20 protein-coding genes and 1 pseudogene are annotated in these 25,418 nt (G+C 73.3%); 5 read left to right on the top strand and 16 right to left on the bottom strand.

The window, feature by feature from the left end:
- Nucleotides 1–8: 8 nt before the first annotated feature.
- Entirely contained in the window at nt 9–539 is a 531-nt protein-coding gene (locus tag ACTYVM_RS33280) for a carboxymuconolactone decarboxylase family protein (protein ID WP_445529542.1), read from the top strand.
- 21 nt (nt 540–560) lie between these two features.
- Here the strand turns inward: ACTYVM_RS33280 and ACTYVM_RS33275 are convergent, their stop codons facing one another.
- The 7 genes from ACTYVM_RS33275 to ACTYVM_RS33245 form a co-directional block, all read right to left on the bottom strand.
- A complete protein-coding gene (locus ACTYVM_RS33275; protein WP_445529541.1) occupies nt 561–1,496 on the bottom strand; it encodes a serine/threonine kinase C-terminal domain-containing protein in 936 nt (311 codons plus the stop codon).
- 47 nt (nt 1,497–1,543) lie between these two features.
- A complete protein-coding gene (locus ACTYVM_RS33270) occupies nt 1,544–1,894 on the bottom strand; it encodes a magnesium transporter CorA family protein (RefSeq protein ID WP_445529540.1) in 351 nt (116 codons plus the stop codon).
- Nucleotides 1,881–3,665: an AbeC-like domain-containing protein gene (locus ACTYVM_RS33265; protein ID WP_445529539.1), complete on the bottom strand. Its 1,785-nt coding sequence runs from the start codon at nt 3,663–3,665 to the stop codon at nt 1,881–1,883. Before ACTYVM_RS33265 ends, ACTYVM_RS33270 begins: the two co-directional genes overlap by 14 nt.
- Nucleotides 3,666–3,857: 192 nt before the next feature.
- Entirely contained in the window at nt 3,858–4,847 is a 990-nt protein-coding gene (locus tag ACTYVM_RS33260) for a malate dehydrogenase (RefSeq protein ID WP_445529538.1), read from the bottom strand.
- Nucleotides 4,848–5,259: 412 nt separating this feature from the next.
- Nucleotides 5,260–6,639, bottom strand: coding sequence for a helix-turn-helix domain-containing protein (locus ACTYVM_RS33255; protein ID WP_445529537.1), 1,380 nt, complete (start codon nt 6,637–6,639; stop codon nt 5,260–5,262).
- A 507-nt stretch (nt 6,640–7,146) separates the two neighbouring features.
- A complete protein-coding gene (locus ACTYVM_RS33250; RefSeq protein ID WP_445529574.1) occupies nt 7,147–7,596 on the bottom strand; it encodes a DUF3017 domain-containing protein in 450 nt (149 codons plus the stop codon).
- A 64-nt stretch (nt 7,597–7,660) separates the two neighbouring features.
- The gene (locus ACTYVM_RS33245; RefSeq protein ID WP_445529536.1) at nt 7,661–8,515 is read right to left on the bottom strand and encodes a bifunctional methylenetetrahydrofolate dehydrogenase/methenyltetrahydrofolate cyclohydrolase; all 855 of its coding nucleotides are present in this window, start codon (nt 8,513–8,515) and stop codon (nt 7,661–7,663) included.
- A 273-nt stretch (nt 8,516–8,788) separates the two neighbouring features.
- Here ACTYVM_RS33245 and ACTYVM_RS33240 point away from each other — a divergent pair, with 273 nt between their 5' ends.
- Both ACTYVM_RS33240 and ACTYVM_RS33235 read left to right on the top strand, forming a co-directional pair.
- Complete coding sequence (locus ACTYVM_RS33240) at nt 8,789–9,391, top strand: hypothetical protein (protein ID WP_445529535.1); 603 nt, start codon at nt 8,789–8,791, stop codon at nt 9,389–9,391.
- A 46-nt stretch (nt 9,392–9,437) separates the two neighbouring features.
- Nucleotides 9,438–10,013 (top strand): annotated as a pseudogene (locus ACTYVM_RS33235) (FHA domain-containing protein); the annotation flags it as partial.
- A gap of 121 nt (nt 10,014–10,134) precedes the next feature.
- Here ACTYVM_RS33235 and purH read toward each other — a convergent pair.
- Together purH and purN are read right to left on the bottom strand one after the other, a co-directional pair.
- Nucleotides 10,135–11,700 (bottom strand): bifunctional phosphoribosylaminoimidazolecarboxamide formyltransferase/IMP cyclohydrolase, encoded by a 1,566-nt coding sequence (purH, locus tag ACTYVM_RS33230; protein ID WP_445529534.1) that lies wholly within the window; start codon nt 11,698–11,700, stop codon nt 10,135–10,137.
- A complete protein-coding gene (gene purN, locus ACTYVM_RS33225) occupies nt 11,697–12,326 on the bottom strand; it encodes a phosphoribosylglycinamide formyltransferase (RefSeq protein ID WP_445529533.1) in 630 nt (209 codons plus the stop codon). Before purN ends, purH begins: the two co-directional genes overlap by 4 nt.
- A 325-nt stretch (nt 12,327–12,651) precedes the next feature.
- Here purN and ACTYVM_RS33220 point away from each other — a divergent pair, with 325 nt between their 5' ends.
- The gene (locus ACTYVM_RS33220; protein ID WP_445529532.1) at nt 12,652–13,440 is read left to right on the top strand and encodes a hypothetical protein; all 789 of its coding nucleotides are present in this window, start codon (nt 12,652–12,654) and stop codon (nt 13,438–13,440) included.
- On the opposite strand, the gene ACTYVM_RS33215 is transcribed toward ACTYVM_RS33220, so the two are convergent.
- On the bottom strand, nt 13,430–15,346 hold the full coding sequence (locus ACTYVM_RS33215; protein WP_445529531.1) for a cell division protein PerM: 1,917 nt from the start codon (nt 15,344–15,346) through the stop codon (nt 13,430–13,432). The genes ACTYVM_RS33220 and ACTYVM_RS33215 overlap by 11 nt on opposite strands.
- Before the next feature lie 96 nt (nt 15,347–15,442).
- Between ACTYVM_RS33215 and ACTYVM_RS33210 the strand changes: the two genes are divergently transcribed.
- Nucleotides 15,443–16,468 carry an RNA polymerase sigma factor gene (locus tag ACTYVM_RS33210; protein WP_445529530.1) on the top strand — a complete coding sequence of 342 codons (1,026 nt, stop codon included), beginning with the start codon at nt 15,443–15,445 and terminating at the stop codon, nt 16,466–16,468.
- Here ACTYVM_RS33210 and sucD read toward each other — a convergent pair.
- The 6 genes from sucD to ACTYVM_RS33180 form a co-directional block, all read right to left on the bottom strand.
- Nucleotides 16,407–17,291, bottom strand: a complete 885-nt coding sequence (gene sucD / locus ACTYVM_RS33205) for a succinate--CoA ligase subunit alpha (RefSeq protein WP_445529529.1) — start codon at nt 17,289–17,291, stop codon at nt 16,407–16,409. The genes ACTYVM_RS33210 and sucD overlap by 62 nt on opposite strands.
- A gap of 21 nt (nt 17,292–17,312) precedes the next feature.
- The gene (gene sucC / locus ACTYVM_RS33200) at nt 17,313–18,494 is read right to left on the bottom strand and encodes an ADP-forming succinate--CoA ligase subunit beta (protein ID WP_445529528.1); all 1,182 of its coding nucleotides are present in this window, start codon (nt 18,492–18,494) and stop codon (nt 17,313–17,315) included.
- Between the two features lie 492 nt (nt 18,495–18,986).
- Nucleotides 18,987–20,309: a hypothetical protein gene (locus tag ACTYVM_RS33195; RefSeq protein WP_445529527.1), complete on the bottom strand. Its 1,323-nt coding sequence runs from the start codon at nt 20,307–20,309 to the stop codon at nt 18,987–18,989.
- A gap of 105 nt (nt 20,310–20,414) precedes the next feature.
- Nucleotides 20,415–21,599 carry a VWA domain-containing protein gene (locus ACTYVM_RS33190; protein ID WP_400032761.1) on the bottom strand — a complete coding sequence of 395 codons (1,185 nt, stop codon included), beginning with the start codon at nt 21,597–21,599 and terminating at the stop codon, nt 20,415–20,417.
- Complete coding sequence (locus tag ACTYVM_RS33185; RefSeq protein ID WP_445529526.1) at nt 21,596–24,013, bottom strand: DUF5682 family protein; 2,418 nt, start codon at nt 24,011–24,013, stop codon at nt 21,596–21,598. The genes ACTYVM_RS33190 and ACTYVM_RS33185 overlap by 4 nt, the downstream gene beginning before the upstream one ends.
- Nucleotides 24,014–24,133: 120 nt before the next feature.
- The gene (locus tag ACTYVM_RS33180; protein ID WP_445529525.1) at nt 24,134–25,288 is read right to left on the bottom strand and encodes an ATP-binding protein; all 1,155 of its coding nucleotides are present in this window, start codon (nt 25,286–25,288) and stop codon (nt 24,134–24,136) included.
- Nucleotides 25,289–25,418 lie beyond the last annotated feature (130 nt).

The following is a 25,418-nucleotide window of genomic DNA, read 5'->3' as shown; positions in this document are numbered from 1 at the left end:
TCAGGTGTATGGCTACGACGACGAACACCGGCGGACACACGGACACCCCCGAAGGCGCCCCCGCGTACGCGCCCGAGCACGAGCCCCGTATGCAGTGGGCCAAGCACGCCCCCGAGGTCTACAAGGCGATGGTCCGGCTGGACGCGGCCGCGGGCCAGGGCCTCGACCCGCGGCTGCGCGAGCTGGTCAAGATCCGCGCCTCGCAGCTCAACCACTGCGCGTTCTGCCTGGACATGCACACCAAGGACGCGCTCGCGGCCGGCGAGAGCGTGGAGCGGATCGTGCAGCTCGGCGCCTGGGAGGAGTCGCGCCACTTCTACACGGAGAAGGAGCTCGCGGCGATCGAGCTGACCGAGGCCGTCACCGTCCTCACCGACGGCTTCGTGCCGGACGAGGTGTACGAGAGGGCCGCCGCGCACTTCGACGAGGCCGAGCTGACCTGTCTGATCGCCGCGATCACGGTGATCAACGCCTGGAACCGGTTCGGTGTGACGACCCGCGCGGTCCCGGGCCACTACACGCCGGGGCAGTACAAGTGACGTCCCGCACGGGGGCGAACCTCAGCGCGTCGCGAAGGTGCTCAGGACCGTGTCGGCGTCCCGCTGCGCCGCGGGCCAGTCCGTGGCCGGGCAGGCCGCCAGTACGGCGTACTTCTTGCCGTCGTCGGCGGTGAACGCGTACTCCACCGCCTGCCGGCGCTCCCCCAGCTTGTCGCTGTCGTACGCGTACACCAGCCGGGCCGCGTCGTCGCCGACCGCGCTGGAGGCACCGGCCGGAGCACCGACCTGGTCCACGCTGATCTCCTCGTAGGCGGGCTGCCCGGCAAGGTTCTCGGACGACGCCAGAACGGCCTCGTACGGCGTCATCCCGGCTTCCGTGATGACGAAGATCTGCAGCAGCCGGTGGTCGTCGTCCGTGGCGTAGAAGATGCCGTTCGAGCGTTCGCTGCGCTGCCATCCGTCGGGTACGGCGATCGTGAACCCGGCGGGGTCGTCGACGACGTGGTACCCGTCGGGCGGGACGGTGGGCGCGGAGGTGGCGGTCGCCGTGTCGTCGGGTGAGGACTCGTCCGGGGCGGCGCTTCCGGTCGCCGGGGACCGGTCGGCACCCGGCACGCCGGCGGTGGGTGGCGGGCTCGTCTCCGTACGGGCGGCGTCGGATCCGTCCCCGCCGGTCAGCCTCAGGACGCCGAACGCGACGGCGATCCCGACCACGGCGGCCCCCGCCGCCACCTTCCACCACAGCGCGCGCTCCGGGTTCCGGCGCTGGGGGACGGACGGCCCGAGGACCGTCGGCGGCTGCCATCCGGCGTCGGGCCCGGGCGCCGCGGGCGGGCCGGCGAACTCCGCGGGTGGCGGTGGCACCGCCGAAGGCGCCGGCGGCGCATGGTCCGGCCGGGCCGGCGGCGGGGGCGTGGCTGCCCGGGCCGGACGCGCGGTGGCGTCCTCCCAGCGCTGGGTCTCCTCGTTCCAGAACCGTCCGCCCCCGTGGCTCACGCCGCTCCCCTCACCTTCCCAGCAGTCCGGTCACACCAGCGGTCCGGTCACATTCCCAGCAGTCCGGCAACGGCCCCGGCCGACGTGAACACGGACAACACCGCCTGCGCGTCGTTCAGCAGTTCGCGCAGCCGCTGCCGTCTGCCCTCGCCGGTGGTACCGGTCCGGTTGATCTCGTCCTCGGTGTCCGCCAGTTCTCCGTCCAGTGCCCGGGTCCGGTCGTCGGCCCGGATCCGGGCGAGGTCGGCGCGCAGTTCACGCACGGCCGCGAGCAGTTCCTCGGCAGCCGGATCGCGTCCGGCCGCGTGGTGGTGGCTCTCCGCGTGCGCGTGACTGCCGATGGCGAAGGTGCTCTGCGAGACGTCGGCGATGGTGACGGCCGGCTCATCCGTGGACATCGCTGCCGGATCCCTTCTGCGGCGCGGGGCCGCCGGTGGTGGCCGAGGCGGAGGCGTGCTCGCCGACGGCGAAGGTGCTGCCCTCCACCCGGCCGATGTGCACGCCGCCGTTGCTGATGTTGTTGACCTGCTGCACGAACTCGCCGGTCTGGTAGCCGGACTCGGCGAGCGCCGCCCGCACTCCGTGCGCGACGCGGTCCTGGATGCTCTTCAGATAACGGGAGACGTCCATGTCCTGGAACTGCGAACCGGCCGGCGCCGAGCCCAGTTCCCGCACCGACAGGGCGGGGCCGTCGGGCAGCGCGTGCGCGTAGCCGCCGGTGAGCAGCCGCCACGCGTAGGCCACCCCCTTGCCGAGAGTGGCCAGCGAGGAGGCCGCCGAGCGCGGCACCTGGGGGACGGCGGCGGCCGCCTTGCCGAGCCGGCTGTTGTGGTGGAAGCGGTGCGCCGTGCGGTCGGCCTCCTTGAAGTCCTCCCGCACCGGAAGCAGTACGTGCGGGGCGATCTCCAGGACCAGCATGCGGCCCTGGGTGTGGACCCGGACGAAGACCGTGACGACCAGCTCCTCGTCCCAGCCCCCGACCCGGATGCGCAGGAAGTGCCGCCGCTTCTCGCCGCCCTCCTCCACCGCGCGCGTGAGGTGCTCCTCGACGGCCTGCGGGTGATACGGCGCCTCCGCGCGCTCCAGCAGGCCCTCGGCCGGCAGGAACACGCACTCGTCGATCTCCAGGGCGCGCAGCCGGTCGCGCGCCGAGGTCCCCGCGTGCTCGGCGGGCAGCCGCAGCTGTTCGAGCCGCGGCCGGATCTTCTCCAGGACGGCGCGGTTGCTGAGCGGCTGCTGCTTCCGCAGGGCGTCCGGCTTGAGCTCGACCGCGAGGGCCCAGGTCTCGTACGCCTCACCGGCCCCGCAGAACGGACGAGCCTCGTGGTACATGATCAGCTGCCCGTGCTGTTCCACCCGGATCCGATCGCTCAGCCGGCGAAACCGCTGCCCCTGGTCCCGCTCGGCGGGGTCGCCGCCCGCGTCCGGGAAGCGGTGCCGGGACAGCTCCTCCACCAGGGCCTTGGCGAACCAGCCCCGCCGTGCGGCCTCGCACAGCGCGATGAGCACGAGCAGCACGAGCGTGGCCCAGCCCTGCCAGGGCTCGACGCCGATGCTCGCCGCGGTCAGCAGGTCCGACAGCAGGCCGGAGGAGCCGGCGTCGTACAGACCGCCGGAGGAGTTGTACGGCGACAGGCCGTCGTCGGCGCCGCCGAAGGCCGCGCCGGCCATGCCCAACAGCCCGAAGACGAACAGGAACCGGCCCGCCCAGCGCAGAAAGAACGCGAGCACCCGCCGGTACAGAGGCGGCTGCTTCTCCCGACCCCGGGCCCAGGCCGCGATCGCGAGGTACACACCGGCCCAGGCGAATTCGGCGAGCAGACCGCCGGTCAGGATCGCTCCGGCCACCCACACGCCGAGGGTCGCCCCGGCCCACTGCAGTTCCAGACGACGGGCGCGCAACGCGTGCGCGAGGACGCGTGCCGTGTCCAGCCCCAGTGAAGGCGCCACGAACCGCTGCTCGTTGAGGTGGAGTTCCTCGATGACCCGGTCCCGGTAGCCGGCATCCAGGTAGGTGCCCGCGCAGAGCAGCCGGGTGGCCTCACTGGCGTGCGGAGGCACCGACGGGAGCGAAGGCGGCACGCCGGCATGGCTCGGCGACTGTGGCTGCGGCTGCGGCTGCGGCTGCGGCTGCGGCTGCGGCTGCGGTGGTACGTGGGCGGTGCTCACGCGACTCCCCCGATGCGTGATGCGTCATCTGACGGCCAGTGAGGTGACGGTGGATCAGCATAGGGGGTGGCGGCGCACCGTGAAAGCGGTATGTGCTCGCGACGGCGGCGGCGAGAACGGCCACGGGCCCCGCGGCCGGAAGAACCGGCAGCGGGGCCCGTGCGGGGCGTGACGGAGCGGGCCGTACCGCTCTCAGATCAGGCCGAGGGAGCGGACCGCCTCGCGCTCCTCCGAGAGCTCCTGGACGGAGGCGTCGATGCGGGCGCGGGAGAAGTCGTTGATCTCCAGGCCCTGGACGATCTCGTACGCGCCGTCCTTGCAGGTGACCGGGAAGGAGGAGATCAGGCCCTCGGGGACGCCGTAGGAGCCGTCCGACGGGATGCCCATGGAGACCCAGTCGCCCTCGGCGGTGCCGTTGACCCAGGTGTGCACGTGGTCGATGGCGGCGTTGGCGGCGGAGGCGGCCGACGAGGCGCCGCGGGCCTCGATGATGGCCGCGCCGCGCTTGGCGACGGTCGGGATGAAGTCCTCGGCCAGCCACTTCTCGTCGTTCACGACCTCGGCGGCGTTCTTGCCGGCGACCGTGGCGTGGAAGATGTCCGGGTACTGGGTCGCGGAGTGGTTGCCCCAGATGGTCAGGCGCTTGATGTCGGCGACCGTCGAGCCCGTCTTCTTGGCGAGCTGGGTCAGCGCCCGGTTGTGGTCGAGGCGGGTCATCGCGGTGAAGCGCTCGGCGGGCACGTCCGGCGCGGCGGCCTGGGCGATCAGCGCGTTGGTGTTCGCGGGGTTGCCGACGACCAGGACCTTCACGTCGTCCGCGGCGTGGTCGTTGATGGCCTTGCCCTGCGGCTTGAAGATGCCGCCGTTGGCCTCGAGGAGGTCACCGCGCTCCATGCCCTTGGTGCGCGGGCGGGCGCCGACGAGGAGGGCGACGTTGGTGCCGTCGAAGGCGACGTTCGGGTCGTCGCTGATGTCGATGCCCTGAAGGAGCGGGAACGCGCAGTCGTCGAGCTCCATGGCCGTGCCCTCGGCGGCCTTCAGCGCCGGCGTGATCTCCAGGAGGCGCAGTTTGACCGGCACGTCCGCGCCGAGCAGCTGGCCGGAGGCGATGCGGAAGAGCAGGGCGTAACCGATCTGGCCGGCCGCGCCGGTGACGGTGACGTTCACGGGAGTGCGGGTCATGGCGTTCTCCGTATGACAGCTGGCGGTGGGGCGTCCCTGCCCCGGGGTGCGGGATCCTGCCGCCGGCGCCGGCCGGCGGCGCCGCGACGACCGATCACCAACGGATGATCGATCTCTTGGCGTCAAGAGAGATCCAGCCGTCAGGCTATCGCCTCTCCGGGATCCCTATGGGCCGGGGCCCTGTGGCCCGGCCCACAGGACGGCCCGGTGACGTGGGAGAGGCGGCCGCCCGTCCGGGAGAGGAGGGACGAAGGCGGCCGCCATATGGGGGTTGCCGGAAACCGGACTCCCGTGGGGGGTACTGTCCGCGTGCCCGGTTCCGCGGCTCCCACACCTGTCCCGCGCCACTTGTCGTCCGGACGGCCCCGTACCGGTGGCCGCGCCCCCGTCTCCCCGAGGCGCGGCCCCCTGCTCACGGACCGGTGCACCCCGTCTGTCCGGAGGCCAGCGTCGTGCACGCCTTCGCCTGCGCCGCGTCCCGCACCGCGATCATCGGCGTGTACGCGATCGTCTCGCCGGGCGCCGTGAGGGTGCCGCGCTCCGTGCGCGTGCCGACCGTGACCCGGACCTCGTCGCCCGCTACGGCCTGGGTGATACGGGCCCAGGCGGCACCGCACGTCTTGCTGTAGCGGACCTCGACCAGGGTCGTGCCGACGGTGACGCTCTCGGCCGTGCTCACCAGGTTGCCGCTGCACCCCATGGTCTCGGCGTCCTTGCCGGTGCAGCCGTCCGCGACGCACTCGACGCCGGGCGGCAGACTGACGTCGGCGGAGGGCGACGGCGGCTTGGCCTCGGTCGCGGCCTTCTTGCCGTCCCCGTCGCCGGTGAGGAAGAAGACGGCGCCGATCACGGCCAGCGCGCTGGCCGCACCCGCGAGGAACATCATCACCTGCCGCTTGCGCCCCCCGCCCCCGGAGGAGGCGGGCGCGGGGGACCGCGGAGGCTCACCGTGCGCGCCCGCGGAGCCCGGGGTGTACGGGGTGTGCGGACGGCCGGGGTCGCCCTGGGCGTACGGCCCGGGAGAAGCCACGGGGTGCGGGCTCGGGAACCCGGGAGCCGACTCGGAGCCGCCGTCCGTGGGCGCCTTGGCGCCGGGGGCGCGTCCGCCCGCCCGCGACGGTCCCCGGTATCCGGCCAGCCCCCAGGAGTTGGCGCCCGTCGACGTCCCGGAATCGGTGGCTCCGGTGGCGGAGTCGGCGTCGGCGTCGGAATCGGAGTCCGGCCCGGCACCGGGCGCGACGGCCGGGAGGGGAGTCGTCGCCGAGGCGCCCGCCGAGGCCCGCGGCGCCTTCCGCGCCGTGCCCTCACGGGCGTCGGCGTCGGACGCCGTCGGCTGCACGGGCACCGCGGGGGACGCGCCCGCCGGGCCCACGCTCTTCGGGGCCGCCGTGGCGGTGCCGTTCCTGCGGGCCGTCCTGGCTCCGCCCGCCTCGGCGCCGGACGCCACCGCGCCGAACTCCCCGAGCGCGGCGCGCGCCTGGGACACCCGGATGGCCTCCATGGTCCGGTCGTGGCGCATCTCCGCACGGCTCCAGGCCCGTTCGGCCAGCTCCCACATGGTGGTGAGGTGGACCGGATTGGTGCCGGTGACCTCCGCGAGTGCCACGACCGCGCCCTTGGGCGCCAGGAGCCGTCCGTTGAGGTAGCGCTCCCAGGACGTCTTGCTGTAGCCCGTGCGATCGGCGAGCGCGGCGATGCTCAGGCCGCCGCGGTCCACGAGCCGCCGCAACTGGCTCGCGAACTCCTTGATCTGCGGATCGAGTTCATCGGGCAGGGCCTTCCAACGAGGCATCGCTTCCCCTTCCCCCCGGTACGTGCTGGTTGTTCCCCGCGCATGACGTCCTGTGTCGAGACCCGGTTCTCGGTTCTCGCTACCCACAGGAGTGCGCCCCGCCAGGATCTCAGGTCCCGTTTCGGGGGCGCACGGGAGCACTCGGGCCGAAGCGCGCGCCGGTGCCCGCTCCCCACGCTAGCCCGGCCGGGGGTGGGAGGCCTCACCCGTGTGGCGGGCTCTGTCGACGCATCGGCACATCCCGGATCCCGGCGTGACCTCGTACGCCGCAGGGGTCCCCCGGCTCACCCTGCTCCCCCGGCTCACCCGGAGGCCGCGGCACCGTCGCCGGGGCGGTCGGGTCCGGGATCCTGTGGCAGAGCGCGGACACCGTAGCGGAACGGTCACTTCCGTGCCACAGCGCGCGGACAGGCGTTGAACAGCCCCTTCACGGTGCAGGAGGGTTGGTCCCGGCGGCGGTCCGTCCTGACTCGGGGGAGAGGACGGGCCGCCGCCGCGGGCGGGCGCCTAACCGCCTCGGACCGTGAAGTGCAGCGCGTCGTCCAGGAACGGGATCTCCAGCCACGGCTTCGGCTGGACCATCAGCGCCAGCAGGACGATGACGCAGCCCAGCAGGCCGAAGGTGACGATGTCCGTGAAGCGGGAGCGGACCGCGAGCATGCCCACCCGGGGCAGGAACCAGCGCAGCCCGGCCCCGCCGAGCAGCGCGAGGCCGATCAGCAGCAGACCGACCCGGAAGGCGTCGAAGGCGGTCACCAGCAGCCCGAGGCCCACCGTGCCCAGCACGGCCAGCAGCGGCCACTGCCGGGCGGGCGCCGGGGCGTCGCCGGGAGCGGCCCGGCCGCCCCCCTCCGGTCGCGCGGTGTCCCTCGTGAACATCGGGAAGCGGCGTGTGCCGCGGCGCGGCCTGCCCCCGGCGCCCTGCGCGGCGACCGGGTCCCGTACCTCTGTCTCCAGAGGCTCCGGTGCCTCCGGTGTCTCCGGCTCTGCGGGAGAGGACTCCCGCCCGGTGCCCTCCGCCTCAGTCGACACTGCGCTCCGCCGCCTCGACCACGTTCACCAGGAGCAGGGCGCGGGTCATCGGGCCGACCCCGCCCGGGTTCGGGGACAGCCAGCCGGCCACCTGGGCCACGTCCGGGTGGACGTCGCCGACGATCTTGCCCTCGGCGTTGCGGGAGACCCCGACGTCGAGGACGGCCGCGCCGGGCTTGACGTCCTCGGCGCGGATCAGGTGCGGGGAGCCGGCCGCGGCGACGACGATGTCCGCGCGGCGCAGGTGCGCCGACAGGTCGCGGGTGCCCGTGTGGCACTGGGTCACCGTGGCGTTCTCGCTGCGCCGGGTCAGCAGCAGCGGCATGGGCCGGCCGATGGTCACACCGCGGCCGACGACCACGACCTCGGCGCCCTTGATCTCCACGCCGTGGCGGCGCAGCAGCGTCAGCACGCCGTTGGGGGTGCAGGGCAGCGGCGCGGGCTCGTTGAGGACGAGCCGGCCGAGGTTCATCGGGTGCAGGCCGTCCGCGTCCTTGTCCGGGTCCATCAGCTCCAGGACGCGGTTCTCATCGATGCCCTTGGGCAGCGGCAGCTGGACGATGTAGCCGGTGCAGGCCGGGTCCTCGTTCAGTTCCCGGACGACCGCCTCGATCTCGTCCTGGGTCGCCGTGGCCGGCAGTTCCCGCTGGATGGAGGCGATGCCGACCTGGGCGCAGTCGCGGTGCTTGCCGGCGACGTACTTGTGGCTGCCAGGGTCGTCCCCGACCAGGATGGTGCCGAGGCCGGGCGTGACGCCCTTCTTCTTCAGCGCCGCCACACGGGCGGTCAGCTCTGATTTGATCTCGGCTGCGGTGGCCTTGCCATCGAGAATCTGGGCGGTCATGCCCTCATCCTCGCGGATGACCGGCTCACGGTTCCAATCCAGGAGGCCCCGCCCGCTCCCCCCGGCGCCCGGCCCCCGCGACCGTCTTGATCGGTGATGTTGCACTTGCACAACACATCCGGAATGCCGCTGGACAAGTAAGCCGCCGGTAAAGAACCATGATGACCACAGTGCCGCGGGCAGCTCTTCGGGGGGACGGACCGCACTTCTGTGAACTCTCCTCCGTACGGTGCCGCGCGTCCCCGCACCTGAACGACGGAGGAAGCAACCGCCATGAGTTACGGCGACTCGAACAACCCCTACGGCGCGCCGCAGCAGCCGCCACAGCAGCAGCCCCAGCAGCCCGGCTTCGGCTACCCGCAGGGCCAGGCCCCCGGCTACGGCTACCCGCAGGCCCCGCCCGTACAGCAGCCGTACGGCGCGTCGGTGCCGCAGACGATGCCGGGCACGGTGAAGGCGGCCCGCGTGATGCTGTTCGTGCTCGGCGGCCTCCAGGCGCTGGGCGGCGTGCTGATGATGGTGGCGAGCAAGTGGTTCGCCGACAAGATCGAGGAAGCGGTCTCGTCCGACAGCAGCATCTCCGCCGCGGACGCGGACAAGGCGGCGAGCGTCGGCGCGGGCGTCATGATCGTCCTCGGCATCCTCGTGCTGGCCTTCGCGTTCTGGGCGATCTTCACTGCAGTGAAGGTCCCCACCGGGCGCGGCGGCGTGCGCGTCTCCGCGATCGTGTACAGCTCGTTCGTGCTCCTGTTCAGCCTGATCAGCCTGCTGACCGGCAACGTCTTCGCGCTGCTCAGCATCGCCATGGGCGTGCTGATCATCGTCTTCTGCGCCAACAAGGCCGGCGGCGCCTGGTTCAACCGCCCCAGCTACTGAACACTTCGCGCCATTTGCTCCCAGGGCCGTGTGGGAACCACACAAAGTGGGACACGGCCCTGGTGCGTCGCCCTGGTCTGGGTCCCGTAGCCGTCACCGGCTCGCGCCCTGCGAGCGCCTCGCCTTCGGGCGTTCCGCCCCGGACAACGACCTGGTGATCGCGCACGACGGGGTGTCCCGCCGCGCCGGTGAGATCACCGCGCACGGGGCGTTCTGGATATTGAGCAACCTCTCCGCCCGCCACACGTACGTCGTGGAGAACCCGGAGGGCGCGGGCGAGCACATCAAGGTCGCACCGGGGCGGCTGGACGCGCCGGTCCCCTCCGAGTTCTCCCGGATCGTGCTGCCCGCGGCCGGGGACCTGCTGCCCGTCGAGGTGTGGGCGCCCCGGCACGACTATCTGAGCGGCGCGGACGGAAGCGACGGCGAACCCACCGCGCCCGCCTTCTCCGTGGACCGCAGCAAGCGTTCCTTCGCGGTGCTCGCCGCCCTGTGCGAGCCCCGGCTGCGCGGTGATCCGCACGCCGCGGCGCCGACCGTCGACCAGGTGGTCGAGCGGTCGCGGCCCGCCTGGCCGGCCGCGTCGCGCACCTCGGTGCAGTGGAACATCGACTACCTGGCGAGCGACAACGGCATCGCCTCGGAGACCAACCCGCTGCCCTCGTGCTGAGGTCCGCGTGAGCGCGGCCTGCGACCCTCTCGCGGAGAGGGCCGCAGGCCGCGGCTGTCAGGGCGTACGCCGATCAGTGGAAGAAGTGGCGGGTCCCGGTGAAGTACATCGTCACGCCCGCCTTGTTCGCGGCCTCGACGACCTGCTCGTCGCGGATCGAGCCGCCCGGCTGGACGATCGCGCGGACACCGGCGGCGATGAGGATCTCGGGGCCGTCGGGGAACGGAAAGAACGCGTCCGAGGCCGCGTACGAGCCGCGGGCCCGCTCGGCACCGGCCCGCTCGACCGCCAGCTTGCAGGAGTCGACGCGGTTGACCTGGCCCATGCCGACGCCGACCGAGGCGCCGTCCTTGGCGAGCAGGATCGCGTTGGACTTCACCGCCCGGCAGGCCCGCCAGGCGAAGGCGAGCTCGGCCAGCTCCTCGGCCGGCAGCGCCTCGCCGCTGGCGAGGGTCCAGTGGGCGGGGTCGTCGCCGTCGGCCTGGAGCCGGTCGGTGGCCTGGAGCAGCACGCCGCCGTCGATGTGCTTGGCCTCCACCCGGCCGCACGGACCGTTCGGGGCCTTCAGCACTCGGATGTTCTTCTTCTTGGCGAGGGCCTCCAGCGCGCCGTCCTCGTAGTCCGGCGCGACGATGACCTCGGTGAAGATCTCCGCGACCTGCTCGGCCATCTCCTTGCTGACCGGGCGGTTGACCGCGATCACGCCGCCGAACGCGGACAGCGGGTCGCAGGCGTGCGCCTTGCGGTGCGCCTCGGCGACGTCCGCGCCGACCGCGATGCCGCACGGGTTGGCGTGCTTGATGATCGCCACGCACGGCTCGTCGTGGTCGTACGCGGCACGGCGGGCGGCATCCGTGTCCGTGTAGTTGTTGTACGACATCTCCTTGCCGTGCAGCTGCTCGGCCTCGGCGAGCCCGCCGACCGGGCCGCCGGTGTAGAGAGCGGCGGGCTGGTGCGGGTTCTCGCCGTAGCGGAGGGTGTTCTTGCGCGCGTAGGTGGCGCCGAGGAAGTCGGGGAAGGAGGACTCGTCGACGGGCGCGTAGGAGGAGGCGAACCAGGAGGCGACGGCCACGTCGTAGGCGGCCGTGTGCTGGAAGGCCTCGGCGGCCAGGCGCCCCCGGGTGGCGAGGTCGAAGCCGCCGTCCCGCACCGCGGCGAGGACGTCGGCGTAGCGGTCCGGGCTGGTGACCACGGCCACGGACGGGTGATTCTTGGCGGCGGCGCGGACCATCGAGGGGCCGCCGATGTCGATCTGCTCGACGCACTCGTCGGGCGAGGCGCCGGAGGCGACGGTCTCGCGGAACGGGTAGAGGTTGACCACGACGAGGTCGAAGGGCTCGACACCCAGCTCGCCCAGCTGCCGCCGGTGGTCCTCCAGACGCAGGTCGGCGAGGATGCCGGCGTGCACCTTGGGGTGCAGGGTCTTGACCCGGCCGTCCAGGCACTCGGGGAAGCCGGTGAGGTCCTCGACCTTGGTGACGGGCACGCCGGCCGCGGCGATCCGGGCAGCGGTGGAGCCGGTGGAGACGAGTTCGACGCCCGCCTCGTGCAGCCCGCGCGCGAGCTCCTCCAGGCCGGTCTTGTCGTAGACGCTGACGAGCGCGCGCCGGATGGGCCGCTTGTTGCTCTCGGCGGTCACTGGATAACTACCTTTCGTCCCTCGATGCGATAGCCGTTGCGGGCGAGCCGCCCCACGACCTCGACGAGCAGCCTTCGCTCGACTTCCTTGATGCGCTCGTGCAGCGCGCTCTCGTCGTCCTCGTCCCGGACCTCGACCACGCCCTGGGCGATGATCGGGCCGGTGTCGACTCCGTCGTCGACGAAGTGGACGGTGCAGCCGGTGACCCTGGCGCCGTACGCGAGCGCGTCCCGCACACCGTGGGCCCCGGGAAAACTGGGCAGCAGGGCGGGGTGCGTGTTGACGAACCGCCCGCCGAACCGCGCGAGGAACTCCTTCCCGACGATCTTCATGAACCCGGCGGAGACGACGAGGTCGGGCTCGTGGGCGGCGACGGCCTCGGCCAGCGCCGCGTCCCACTCCTCGCGCGTGCCGTAGTCCTTGACCTTCCGCACGAAGGTCGGCAACCCGGCGCGCTCGGCGCGCGCCAGCCCCTCGATGCCGTCGCGGTCTGCGCCCACGGCGACGACCGCGGCGCCGTAGGCCTCGACTCCCACGTCGGCGATCGCGTCGAGGAGCGCCTGGAGGTTGGTGCCTGATCCGGAGACCAGCACGACGAGGCGCTTGGCCACGGGCTTGGCGGCCACGGTGGGGCCCTTTCTCGGGGAAGCTGTTTTGTACGGTCGTACGAATGCTTCGCGCCCCCGGATACGGGGAAGCCTACGAAGCGGCCGACCGGCAGCAACGATACCGGCACTTCGGACGGCCCCCATGGGACGGGGGCGTGGCCGGAAGGTAGCGTCTGGGGGGAGCTGGTACGGGAACGCACCGCACGCACCGTGCGTTCATGGGGTGAGGGATCCCGGACCGTGGGCACGCAGCGCCTTCGGGGGGACACTCCGAACCGGACCAACCGTGCCGGACGGTCGTGCCAGATCAGCCGTGACTCACCAAGGGGAAGACGCTCACTTGATGCCGGACCGCAGCCTGCGACTCCTCACGCTCCCTCCGCAGCCGGTGCAGGGAGGGCGGCGCGGTGCCGTGTTGCTGAGGGAGCGCCCGTCCTCGCCCCCGGACGCGTCCTCGGACGGCCGGGACGGTGCCGGACGCGGCAGCGCCACCCCGGACGACAACCCCTTCGCGCCACCCCCGGAGGGCGCCCCCGAGCGCCCGTGGCAGCCCCGCCCCCCGTCCGGTCGTGACGCCTCCTCCGAGGGCGGGTCCGACGGGTCCGGCGAGGGCGGCGGCCACGCCCCCTGGGGCAGCCAGTGGAGCGACCGCCAGCCCGGCCGCTCCCCCAGCGGCTTCGGTGAGCGCCCGCAGCGGCCCGGCGGCCCGCAGAACCCGAGCGGCGGCCCCGGTCCCCGCTGGGACCCCACCGACCCCGCCCAGCGCCGCGCGCGGTACGCCCTGCTGTGCGGCATGTGGGCCTTCTTCTTCGCCCTGTTCAGCTGGCCGTACGTGGCCCTGCTGCTGGGCGCGCTCGCCCTGCACTGGGGCATCAGCTCACTGCGCGCCAAGTCGCGCGGGCAGGGCCCCGACGGCCCGGCGGCCGAGGGCCGCCCCCAGATGACGGCGGCGGTCAGCGGCCTGGTCACCGCGTCGCTGGCGCTCGCCCTGGTCGCCGTGAACTTCACGGCGCAACTGGTCTACCGCGACTACTACTCGTGCGTGAACGACGCCCTCACCAACGAGGCCAAGCAGTCCTGCGACCAGCATCTGCCGGCGGAGCTGCGGGGAATGCTCGGGGTCAGCGACTGACGGGGGCGTCCGGCGCGGGGGGTTCCTCGGCGCCGGGGTCCTGTGCGGAAGGCCGCGGCGTGCGGGTTCCGCGCGGGGATCGCGGCGCGGAAGGCTCCCGCCAGGTGGGCGGGGCCGCGGGACCCGTGTGACCGAGACCCGTGTGACCGGGAGCCGGAGGGGGGTCCGCGGGCGGATCCACGGGCTGCGCGGGCACGGCCTGCCCCCCGGCTCCTTCCGACTTCGTGCTTTTCTCCGCCTCCACGGCCTTCCCCGGTGCCTCCGTCCCCGCCGCCGCTTCCCTCAGCGCGGGCCGGCGGGCCCGCAGGGCTTCGTCGTCGTCGAGCCAGGCGGAGGGTCCCGGTACCGGCGGGTCGAGGAGCAGGACGTCGTACGGCTCCAGAAGGTCGTCGTAGTGGACGGGCACCGGCGTGGGCCGCGGGGGCCGATGCTTGGGAGCCTTCGCCCGCAGGAGCAGGCCCCACCGGCGCACTCGCCCGCGCAGGGCTTCGGCGGCCGACGGACGCGGCACCGTGACGGTCGTACCCGGCCGGGATTCACCGGTCTTCGGCCGGGCCGCGCCGCTCACCGGCACCCGGCCCGAACGGCAGCGCCACGCCCGCAGCCCCACCGCCGTCGGTACGGCCGCCGTCGCGGTCCACATCAGCGCCGCCGCACCCACCTGCCATCCCACCGGCCCGAAGCGGGCGAGTGCGGCGTCCCCGAGCGGACCGCCGGCCAGTGCCGCGAGCACCGTGAGAACCGCCGCGCACAGCAGGCAGGCCAGCCCGGCACCGGCCACCGTCCGCCGCCACGACCAGGCCCGCGGACGCGCGCCCGCCTCCCCGCCGTCCCGGTCCGTGCCGCCCCGCTCCTCCCGCACCGCCGCCCTGGCCACGAACCAGCCCATCGTCAGCCCGGCCGTCACCGGCACGGACGCCGCCGCCCAGTTCAGCGCGGTGCCGGGGCCCGGGTCCGGAACCGCGGCGAGCAGCGGGAAGGGCGGCAGCAGCGGGGCCGACGCGGAGGACAGCGGGCCGACGACATGACCGGCGCCGAGCACGAAGCCGGGTCCGAGGGAGTACGCCGCCGCCCACAGCACCGCGTTCGGCAGCAGCGCCAGGCACAGCAGCAGTACGGCGAACCGTCCCGACCAGCCCTCGGTCAGCTCCAGGAAGGCCTCCTGGGCCGTCCCGGCGTGCGCCGCCAGCGACACCACGAGCACCACCGCCCCGCCGCCGGCGAACACCGTGACCCCGGCCCCCGCCGCCCGCGCCGCGACACCGAGGCGCGTCCGCGGGCCCGGCCCGAGAAGCAACCGCCGTGCACCGCCCGGCAGCCGGCGCAGCGCCCGCTCCAGGGGGGCGCGCGGGCAGCCGTACGCCTTCCACACGCCGCTGCCCGCCGCCGCGGCGACCAGCGGTACGCACACCGCCGCCCACGCCCACGACGGCCGCAGCACACCGCCGGCCGCGTAGGCGGCGGCACCGGATCCGACGGCCAGGTAGCCGAGCACGACGCCCGCCCAGGCGGTGCGCGCGGGGACGAGCGGCCCGCCGTCGCCCCCGTAGGCCGCGTCCCGAGCCGACCGGTGCACCAGCAGCGCGGGCAGGGCGAGCAGCAGCAACGGGGTCACCCCGACGGGCGCGGGGACCCCCGTCAGGGTTTCGGTGCGGACCAGTTCGCAGCCGTGCGCCAGCAGCCACAGCGCGGCGGCGACGTGCAGCGCGCCGCCGGGTCCGCTGTCCGGATACGGCGAGCTGATCCACAGGGCGATGACGAGCACGGTGAACGAGCCGAGCCCGAGCCCCGCCGCGACCGCACCGCCCAGGAAGCCGGACCCGAGGCCGGGTGAGCGGTCCCGCAGGAGGGTGCGCAGGCGCGACAGCGATGGACGTCGGCGGGTCGTCTGGATCACGGCCTCCATGCTCCCAACGACACCGGCATTCCGGGCGCAACAGGCGAACCTCCGCTGTGTCGCTCAATATACGATCATGTGCCTATCCCCACGGAGGGACGCCTCATGACGAACAGTCATGCGAACCCGCTGCCATCGCCCACGGGGGACCGACGCTCCGGCACGGCCGCCTCCCTGACTGTGGATCAACCGGTCGACGCCGCTCACACACCCCTGACACCCGCTCAGGCCTTCGACGCGCTGTACCGGTTCTGCGCCCCCGCCCTCGTACGGCAGGCCTATCTGCTCACCGGCCGGCACGAGGGGGCGCGCGAGTCCGTGGAACAGGCCTTCCAACTGGCCTGGCAGCGCTGGCCGGAGGTGGCCCGCGACCGGGACCCGGCGGGCTGGATGCGGGCCATGGCGTACGACTGCGCGCTGTCCCCCTGGCACCGCTTCCGCCGGCTGGGCCGCGCCCCCGACGCTCCGTCCGACCCCGCGGACCGCGCGCTGCAACGCGCCCTGATGCTGCTCCCGCCGTCGTACCGCCGCACCCTGGTGCTCTACGACGGTGTCGGCCTCGGCCTGCCGGAGACGGCGGCGGAGACGGAGGCGAGCACCCCGGCCACCGCGAACCGGTTGATGCACGCGCGGCAGGCGCTCGCCGCGTGCCTGCCGGAGCTTTCCGGCCCGGCGGAGCTGCGCCGGCGGCTGATCCGCCTGGCCTCGGCGGAACGTCTCGGGGCGGGCGAACCGCAGGGCGTGCGCACGGCCGGGGAACGCCTGACCCGGTTCTGGACCCGGTCCGCCGTCGCGTTGACGGCCGCCGTCATCGGCGCGACGACCCTCACCCTGCGCACCGCGCCCACGCACCACCTGGGCCCGGTGTCCCCCGGACACGTGATCCAGGAGGCACCGGCGCAGGACCAGCTCGGCCCGCTCCCACCGGAGGCACTCAGGCTGGACGACGCCGCCCGGAAAACGCCGGTGGGCCCGCCCCCGAAAGGGGCGGGCCCACCGGACCGGCTCGGCGTGCGGAACGCGGCCGACGAGGGCGGCCGTGCTCAGCCGCCGTCCGAAGGTGCCGTGCTCAGCTGCCGAGGATGGCGCGAGCCAGCTTGGCCGTCTCGGTCGGGGTCTTGCCGACCTTGACGCCCGCGGCCTCCAGGGCCTCCTTCTTCGCCTGGGCCGTGCCGGAGGAACCGGAGACGATGGCACCCGCGTGGCCCATGGTCTTGCCCTCCGGCGCGGTGAAGCCCGCGACGTAGCCGACGACCGGCTTGGTCACGTTCTCCTTGATGAAGGCCGCGGCCCGCTCCTCGGCGTCGCCGCCGATCTCACCGATCATCACGATCAGGTCGGTGTCCGGGTCGTCCTGGAACGCCTTCAGCGCGTCGATGTGCGTGGTGCCGATGATCGGGTCACCGCCGATGCCCACGCAGGTCGAGAAGCCGATGTCCCGCAGCTCGTACATCATCTGGTACGTCAGCGTGCCCGACTTCGACACCAGACCGATCCGGCCCGGCTTGGTGATGTCGGCCGGGATGATGCCCGCGTTCGACTGACCCGGCGTGATCAGACCCGGGCAGTTCGGGCCGATGATCCGGGTCTTGTTGCCCTTCTTGCCGGCGTACGCCCAGAAGGACGCCGTGTCGTGCACGGCGATGCCCTCGGTGATGACCACCGCGAGGGGGATCTCGGCGTCGATCGCCTCGATCACCGCGTCCTTGGTGAACTTCTCCGGCACGAAGATGACCGTGACGTCGGCGCCGGTCTTGTCGATGGCGTCCTTGACCGAACCGAAGACCGGTACCTCGGTGCCGTCGAAGTCGACGCTCTGGCCCGCCTTGCGCGGGTTCACGCCACCGACGATGTTCGTGCCCGAGGCGAGCATGCGACGCGTGTGCTTCTGGCCCTCGGAGCCGGTCATGCCCTGGACGATGACCTTGGATTCCTTGGTGAGGAAGATAGCCATGGTGTTCTGTGACCTCGTCCCTTACTTCGCGGCAGCAGCCAGCTCGGCGGCCTTGTCGGCCGCGCCGTCCATGGTGTCCACCCGCTGCACGAGGGGGTGGTTGCGGTCGTCCAGGATCTGGCGACCCAGCTCGGCGTTGTTGCCGTCGAGGCGTACGACCAGCGGCTTGGTGACCTCCTCGCCCTTGGACTCGAGCAGCTCCAGGGCCTGCACGATGCCGTTGGCGACCGCGTCGCACGCGGTGATACCGCCGAACACGTTGACGAACACGGACTTCACGTCCGGGTCGCCCAGGATGATCTCCAGGCCGTTCGCCATCACCTCGGCGGACGCACCGCCACCGATGTCGAGGAAGTTCGCCGGCTTGACACCCTTGTGAGCCTCACCGGCGTAGGCGACGACGTCCAGGGTCGACATGACCAGACCCGCGCCGTTGCCGATGATGCCGACCTCGCCGTCCAGCTTGACGTAGTTGAGGTTCTTCTCCTTGGCAGCGGCCTCCAGCGGGTTGGCCGCGGCCCTGTCGTGGAGCTCCTCGAACTCGGGGTGACGGAACTCCGCGTTGTCGTCCAGCGACACCTTCCCGTCGAGGGCGATGACGTCACCGGAGGCGACCTTCGCAAGCGGGTTGACCTCGACCAGGAGGGCGTCCTCCTTGACGAAGACCCCCCACAGGCTGACCAGGACGTCGGCGACCTTGTCGGCGACCTCGGCCGGGAACTTGGCGGCGGCGACGATCTCCTGGGCCTTCGCCTTGTCCACACCGTCGATGGCGTCGATCGCGATCTGGGCGACGGCGTCGGGGCGGGTGGCCGCGACCTCCTCGATCTCCATGCCGCCCTCGACCGAGGCGATGGAGAGGAAGGTGCGGTTGGCCCGGTCGAGGAGGAAGGAGACGTAGTACTCCTCGAGGATCTCCGGAGCGGTCTCGGCGAGCATCACCTTGTGGACCGTGTGGCCCTTGATGTCCATGCCGAGGATGTCCGTCGCGCGGGCAACGGCCTCGTCCGGGGTGGCGGCCAGCTTGACTCCACCGGCCTTGCCGCGGCCACCGACCTTCACCTGGGCCTTGACGACCGACTTGCCGCCCAGCCGCTCGGTGATCTCGCGCGCCGCCTCAGGCGTGTCGATGACTTCACCGGCCAGCACCGGTACACCGTGCTTGGCGAAGAGGTCCCTCGCCTGGTACTCGAACAGGTCCACGCGCTTCCGTCCCTATCAGTGATCTCGCGGTTCGTTGGATGCGTGGGCGTGCCGCGAAGGGCAACGTGACGTCCGCTCTGGGTCACAGGGAAGGCGCACACGGTGTCCGAGCGCGCGGCATGTCCGTCTCGCAGGTTATCCCCGCTTACGGGGGTGCCCTAAATCGAGGGTCACACCTGAGCGGTGATACCTGTCACATGATGCCGCACTCTCTGGCACGGCGTGCCGTGGAAGCGGGCGGTGCTGGGGTGTGATGCGAGGTGTGGTGCGGGGGCCTCACCGGGCTGGGGTTGACCGAGTGAGGCCCCCTCGTGCAGCCCTGAAGGGGCTGAGGGCGGATGATCCCCACCCCAATGGGGACCGTTCTGCCCTTTCCGCGAGGTCCCGGGCGGCAGGGCCGGACGGACCGACGGCTTTCAGGCCGTCCGGGGTCCACCGGGCCCGCGGAGTCGGGTGGGCTCTCCGTGGCGACGGAGTGGTGGACCTGTCCGGTCAGCCGGGGAAGACGGGGACGGCCTGGTAGCGGTCCCGGGTGACGGCCGCGGCGGCCCGGGCGGCGGCGCCGGGCACCAGGCGCAGCGGGGCGCGCTCGGGCAGCGTGACGGCCTGCGCGTCTCCATGCCGTGAAATGCCGGAGTCGGCGGCCGCGTGGTCGCCGAGCACGTCGTCCGGACCACCGGTGGGGCCCCGCTGGGCGGGGAGCCGGGTGAGGGGGGCGACGAGGTCGGCGCGGGGGGCGTGGTGGGCCCGGACGTGCACGGTGATGCCGACGGTCTCACCGATCGCGCCGGTCGCGCCGGTGTACCGCGGGCCGTAGGCGGCGGAGGACACGGTGCCGGTGCCGCCTCGCGCCGTACGGGAATCGGACACGGTGGTGTGCCCACCGGACGTGGGTGGGCCCGCGCTGCCCGGGCGCTGCTGCAGCTGGTCCTGCGACGCCGAGGCGGCGGACCCCGGCTCCGGCTGCGAGGGCGACGGCAGGGGCAACAGCGCCGGGAGACCGGGCCCGGCGGGCACCGTCGCCCCCTCGGGCATCCCCTCGCCCACCCCGCCCACCGCGGCACCGACCACATCCCCGACCGGCCGCACGACGGACTCGGCCACCACGCTCACGACGGGCTGGACAACCGGCTTCACAACGGTCTGCACCACGGCCCCGACGACCGGCTTCACGACGCGTTCGGCAACCGGCTCGACCACCGGCTTCACGACGCGCTCAGCAAGCGGCTCGACCACCGGCTTCACGACGCGTTCGGCAACCGGCTCGACCACCGGCTTCACGGCACGCTCAGCAACCGGCTCGACCACCGGCTTCACGGCACGGTCGACGACGGACTGGACGACCGGCCGCACCACCGGCTCGGCGTCGGACTCCGCGACCGGCGGGACGCCCAGCCTCACGACGGGCGCGGCGGCCGGCTCGATGACGGATGTGCCGAGCGGCCGCACGACACGTTCGACGACCGGCTCGGTAAGCAGCCGGACGCCCGGCAACGCGGCAGGGTCGGCCATCGGTCGGACACCGAACTCCGCGGCCCGGTCGGTCGGCGAATGCGTCGCGAAGTCGCCAACCGAGGGCGAGGACGTGGACGTGGACGTGGGCGACGGCGAGGACGCGGGCTCGGGAACCGCGGCGGTCACCGTCCCGGCCGCGGGTGCCGTCGGTCCGGCCTCCGCCGCCCGCGCCTGTTGCCCGGACAGGAACCCGAGGGCGAACAACGCCCCCACCAGCAGCCCCAGTTGCAGCGCACGCCGCCCGGCCGCCGTACGCGTCACGCGCAGGGCGGCACCGGACAGGGCTGCTGACCAGGTCAAGAGGGGACGGTTCCTCCCGTACGGCGACAAGGGTGTCGGGGTGTTGATCCTCGCACGGGGTTCCCAAGGGTGCGCAAGCCCTCTCCCCCCGGTGGGAGGCTAATGTCACGCGGCGTCCGGTATGGGCAGCGGCCGCTTCTCGATCGCCGCCGCCATCACCTCCGGGAAGAGGTCGGGCGTACAGGCGAACGCCGGTGCCCCGAGCGCCGCGAGAGCCGCCGCGTGCTCGCGGTCGTAGGCGGGTGCGCCCTCGTCGGAGAGCGCGAGCAGCGTCACGCACTGCACTCCGGACGCCTTCATCGCGGCGACCCGCTTCAGCATCTCGTCGCGTATGCCTCCCTCGTACAGGTCGCTGATCAGCACGACCACCGTCTCGGCGGGCCGGGTGATCCGCGACTGGCAGTACGCCAGCGCACGGTTGATGTCCGTGCCGCCGCCGAGCTGGGTGCCGAAGAGCACGTCCACCGGGTCGTCGAGCTGGTCGGTGAGGTCGACGACCGCCGTGTCGAAGACGACCAGCCGCGTGCTGATGGACCGCATGGACGCCAGCACCGCCCCGAACACGGAGGCGTACACGACGGACGCCGCCATCGATCCCGACTGGTCGACGCAGAGGACGACCTCCTTCTTCACGGACTGCGACGCCCGGCCGTAGCCGATCAGCCGCTCGGGCACGACCGTCCGGTACTCCGGCAGGTAGTTCTTGAGGTTGGCCGCGATCGTGCGGTTCCAGTCGATGTCGTGGTGGCGCGGCCGGCTGATGCGCGCGCTGCGGTCGAGGGCGCCGGTGAGCGTGGCCCGGGTGCGGGTGGCCAGCCGCTTCTCCAGGTCCTCGACGACCTTGCGCACCACGGCCCGGGCCGTCTCCTTCGTCGTCTCCGGCATCGCCTTGTTGAGCGAGAGCAAGGTGCCGACGAGGTGGACGTCCGGCTCCACCGCCTCCAGCATCTCCGGCTCCAGCAGCAGCGTGGCCAGCCCGAGCCGGTCGATGGCGTCCCGCTGCATGACCTGCACCACGGAGGAGGGGAAGTACGTCCGTATGTCCCCGAGCCATCGCGCCACCGAGGGCGCCGAGCCTCCCAGTCCCGCCGAGCGGTCGCGTCCCGTCCGTCCCGTCGGTGGCTTCTCTCCCTTTCCGTAGAGCGCGGCGAGCGCCGCGTCCATCGCCGCGTCCCGTCCCGACAGCGCGCGTTCGGTGCCGTCGGCCGGGCCGCCGCCGAGCACGAGCCGCCAGCGCCGCAGCCGCTCCTGGACCGGGTCCGTCACGTCGTGCCCCTCTCCCACGGTCATCCCGTCGCCCCCGCAAGCTCGTCACTCCGGCTCTCCCCGCCGGGTCCGGTGCCGTCCAGTCCCAACAGCAGTCGCAGCACGGGCAGTACGGCGTCCGCGCGTTCCTGGTCGAGCTCCTCGGCGAAGCCGGACACACCGCCCGTCAGGTCCCCGGCCCTGACGCCGTGCTGCCCCGGACCGCGCCGGACCAGCTCGCCGAGCGTTCTGCGCACCCCCGGCTCGTACGCCGAGAAGGTGCGCCGCAGCAGCGGCAGCACGTCGGTGAACGCCTGCGCCGGCACGCCGGTCAGCCAGGCGTCGACCAGCCCGAGCAGCCGCTCGTCGTGCACGAGCAGCATCCCGCCCCCACCCCCGACGAAGCCCTCGATCCACGCGGCCGCGTCGGTCGGCGGTGTGCCCGGCGACAGCGCGAGGCCCATGAGCCGTGCCGCCTGCTCCTGCTCGACCTCCCCGTCGTCCAGCAGCAGCCGCGCCGCGCGTCCCCGCAGCACCCCGGGAACCGTGTCCCGTCCGGAGAGGGTCCGCAGCACGGTGTGCCAGCGGGCGCGCAGATCGTCGTGCCCGGCCATGGGGGTGTCGCCGAGCAGGGCGACCGCGCCGTGCACCGCGTCCACATGCCGCCGCATCTCCTGCGCCGCGTCCGCGTCCAGCGCGACGCACGCCGGGGGCAGGCCGACGAAGATCCGCTCGGCCAGGCCGGCCGCCACCCCGGCCAGCGCCTCGGTGTCCGTGCCGCGCACGTCTCCGTAGCGCAGGGAGCGGACCAGGGCCGGCAGCGCCCGGGCGAGGTGCCCGACGTCCGTGTCGAGCGCCGCCCGGTCGGCGAGCACGCGCATGACCACGGGCAGCGCGTCGGACAGTTCGGCGAGCAGGCAGTGCTCCGCGAGCGCGGTGACCTCGGCGAGGGTCTGCGCGGCCACGGCGTCCGCCTCCGCCCTCGCGGTCGCGGCGCCCCGTACGGTCGTCCCCCACACCCCGGCCTCGGCGACGCGCACCGACAGCTCGGGCTCCCAGCACAGCCGCCAGGTCTCCCTGAACGTACCGGTGCTGCCCCGCGAGGCCGCTGTCTCGCCCCAGCCCACACCCAGCAGCCGCAGCCGGTGGAGCAGCCTGCTACGCCCGGCATCGGTCTCCCTGCGCAGGTCGAGCTCCAGCTCCCGCTCCAGTGCCTCCGGCTTGAGCCGCAACCGCCGTTGCAGCCGGGACAGGTCGCGCTGCAACGGCACCGCGGGCGCCGCCTGAGGCACCGTGCCCAGCACGTCCCCGACCACCAGCCGGTCGTGCACCAGTGCCAGCGGTACGTCGGAGCCCTCGCACATCACCGCACGCACCGCGTCCGTCGTCTCGCTCAGGCCCGGCAGTGGGCGGCCGCGCATCGCGGCGAGTGTTCCGGCCAGCCGCACCGCCTCGATGACGTGTGCGGAGGAGACGATCCGGTCCTCCTCGCGCAGCGCTCCCGCCACCTTGGTCAGCCACCGCTCTACGGGCCGGTCCGGCACATCGAACAGGTGGGCGTACCAGCCCGGCGCGTCGATGCCCGCGCCATAGCCGGAGGCCCGGGACAGCCGGCGGTGGGTCCACGGCACCCAGGTCATGTCCGCCTTGACCTTGGGCAGTCCCTTCAGCAGGGCCCGATCGGCGGCCACGGTCGCCCTCCGCCGCAGCGCGGGCATGTGCCAGGCCCCGCACACCACGGCGACGCCGTCCCCGAACTCGCGCCGCGCGGCGCGCACTTGGAGACGCATGTACGCCTCGCGCACATGATCCCGGTGGTCCTCCCCGCTGCCGTACGCCTCCCGCAGCGTGCCCATGGCCTCCTCCAGCACCAGGAACGGGGCGAACGCGTCGCCCTCACCTGCTCCCCGGTGCTCGACCGCGTCCTCCCACCAGCGCTCGGGGTCGTCGTACCCGGCGGCCTCGGCGAGTGCGGCGAGCGGGTCGACGCGCACCTCGGCCTCGGGCGGGCACGCCTCCGCCGGGGGCTCCGCGGTCCCCTCCACCGCGGAGCCCCCGCCGCCGGCGCCGCCGTCCGCGGACGGTCCGGCGTCGTCCCTCCCCCACACGAGCGTGTGCGTCGCCGGGAGGTCGATGAAGCGGGCCGGGACGTCGTGTTCCAGGGCCCAGCGGACGGCGACCCACTCGGGTGAGAAACCGGCCAGTGGCCAGAACGCCGAGCGGCCGGGCTCGTCCACGGCGTGGGCGAGGAGCGCGACGGGCGGCCGCATGTCCCGGTCGGCGGCGAGCGGGATCAGCGCGTCCGCCTCCGGGGGCCCCTCGATCAGCACCACCCCCGGCCGCGCCGCCTCCAGCGCGGCCCGCACCGCGCGTGCGGAGCCGGGCCCGTGGTGCCGGACCCCGAGCAGCAGCGGACCCTCGCCGGGCCACCGGCTTCCGGCTTGCTCATCTCCCCTCACGCCGTCCCCCTCCTCGTCCTCCTCGTCCGCGCCCCGCGGTCCAGCTCGGCTCGTCGTCGGCGCGGGCCCTCGCCGGGCCGGCCGGCAGGCGTCCACCGTCGCTCGGCCGTCCCGTGCCGCTCACCCGCTCACCTCCCGGCAGGCCCGGTAGAAGTCCTTCCAGTCGTCGCGCTCGCGGACGACGGTCTCCAGGTACTCCTGCCAGACGACGCGGTCGGCCGCAGGGTCGCGGACGACGGCGCCGAGGACGCCGGCGGCCACGTCACCGGCCCGCAGCACGCCGTCGCCGAAGTGGGCGGCCAGCGCCAGGCCGCCGGTGACCACCGAGATCGCCTCGGCGGTGGACAGGGTGCCGCTGGGCGACTTCAGCTTCGTACGGCCGTCGGCCGTGACGCCGTCCCGCAGTTCGCGGAAGACGGTCACGACCCGGCGGATCTCGTCGGCCCCGTCGGGGACGCCCGGCAGGTCGAGGGAGCGGCCGATCTGGTCGACGCGGCGCGCGACGATGTCGACCTCGGCCTCGGGACTCTCCGGCAGCGGCAGCACCACGGTGTTGAACCGGCGGCGCAGGGCGCTGGACAGGTCGTTGACCCCGCGGTCGCGGTCGTTGGCGGTGGCGATCAGGTTGAAGCCGCGGACCGCCTGCACCTCCTCGCCCAGTTCCGGTATCGGCAGGGTCTTCTCGGACAGGATCGTGATCAGCGTGTCCTGCACGTCGGCCGGGATGCGGGTCAGCTCCTCGACCCGGGCGGTCATGCCCTGCGCCATGGCCCGCATGACCGGGCTGGGCACGAGGGCGTCGCGGCTCGGGCCGTGCGCCAGCAACCGCGCGTAGTTCCAGCCGTAGCGGATCGCCTCCTCCGGGGTGCCGGCCGTGCCCTGCACCAGCAGGGTCGAGTCGCCGCTGACCGCGGCTGCCAGGTGCTCGGACACCCAGGTCTTCGCCGTGCCCGGCACACCGAGCAGGAGCAGGGCGCGGTCGGTGGCGAGGGTGGTGACCGCGACCTCGACGATGCGGCGGGGGCCCACGTACTTCGGTGTGATCACCGTGCCGTCCGGCAGCGTGCCGCCGAGGAGGTAGGTCGCGACGGCCCACGGCGACAGCTTCCAGCGGGCCGGGCGCGGACGGTCGTCGTGTGCCGCCAGTGCCGCCAGCTCGGCCGCGAAGGCGTGCTCGGCGTGCGGGCGCAGCGTCTCCTGCGCCCGCGGCGTGTTCGCGGGCGCGGAGTGGTTCTGGCTCGGTTCGACGGGTGTCGCTTCGACGGACGCAGACATGGCTGGGCCCCCTCCAGCTCGGCCGGTTCGGATCTGCCACCAACCGTGCACCACGGCACTGACAATGCGTTCTGACCTGCACGAACATGCTCGCCCGATCGAATTGTCAGTGGCAGGACCTACCTTCGAC

This window comes from Streptomyces cyslabdanicus, assembly GCF_052663305.1.
This window is presented reverse-complemented; position numbering and strand designations above follow the sequence as displayed.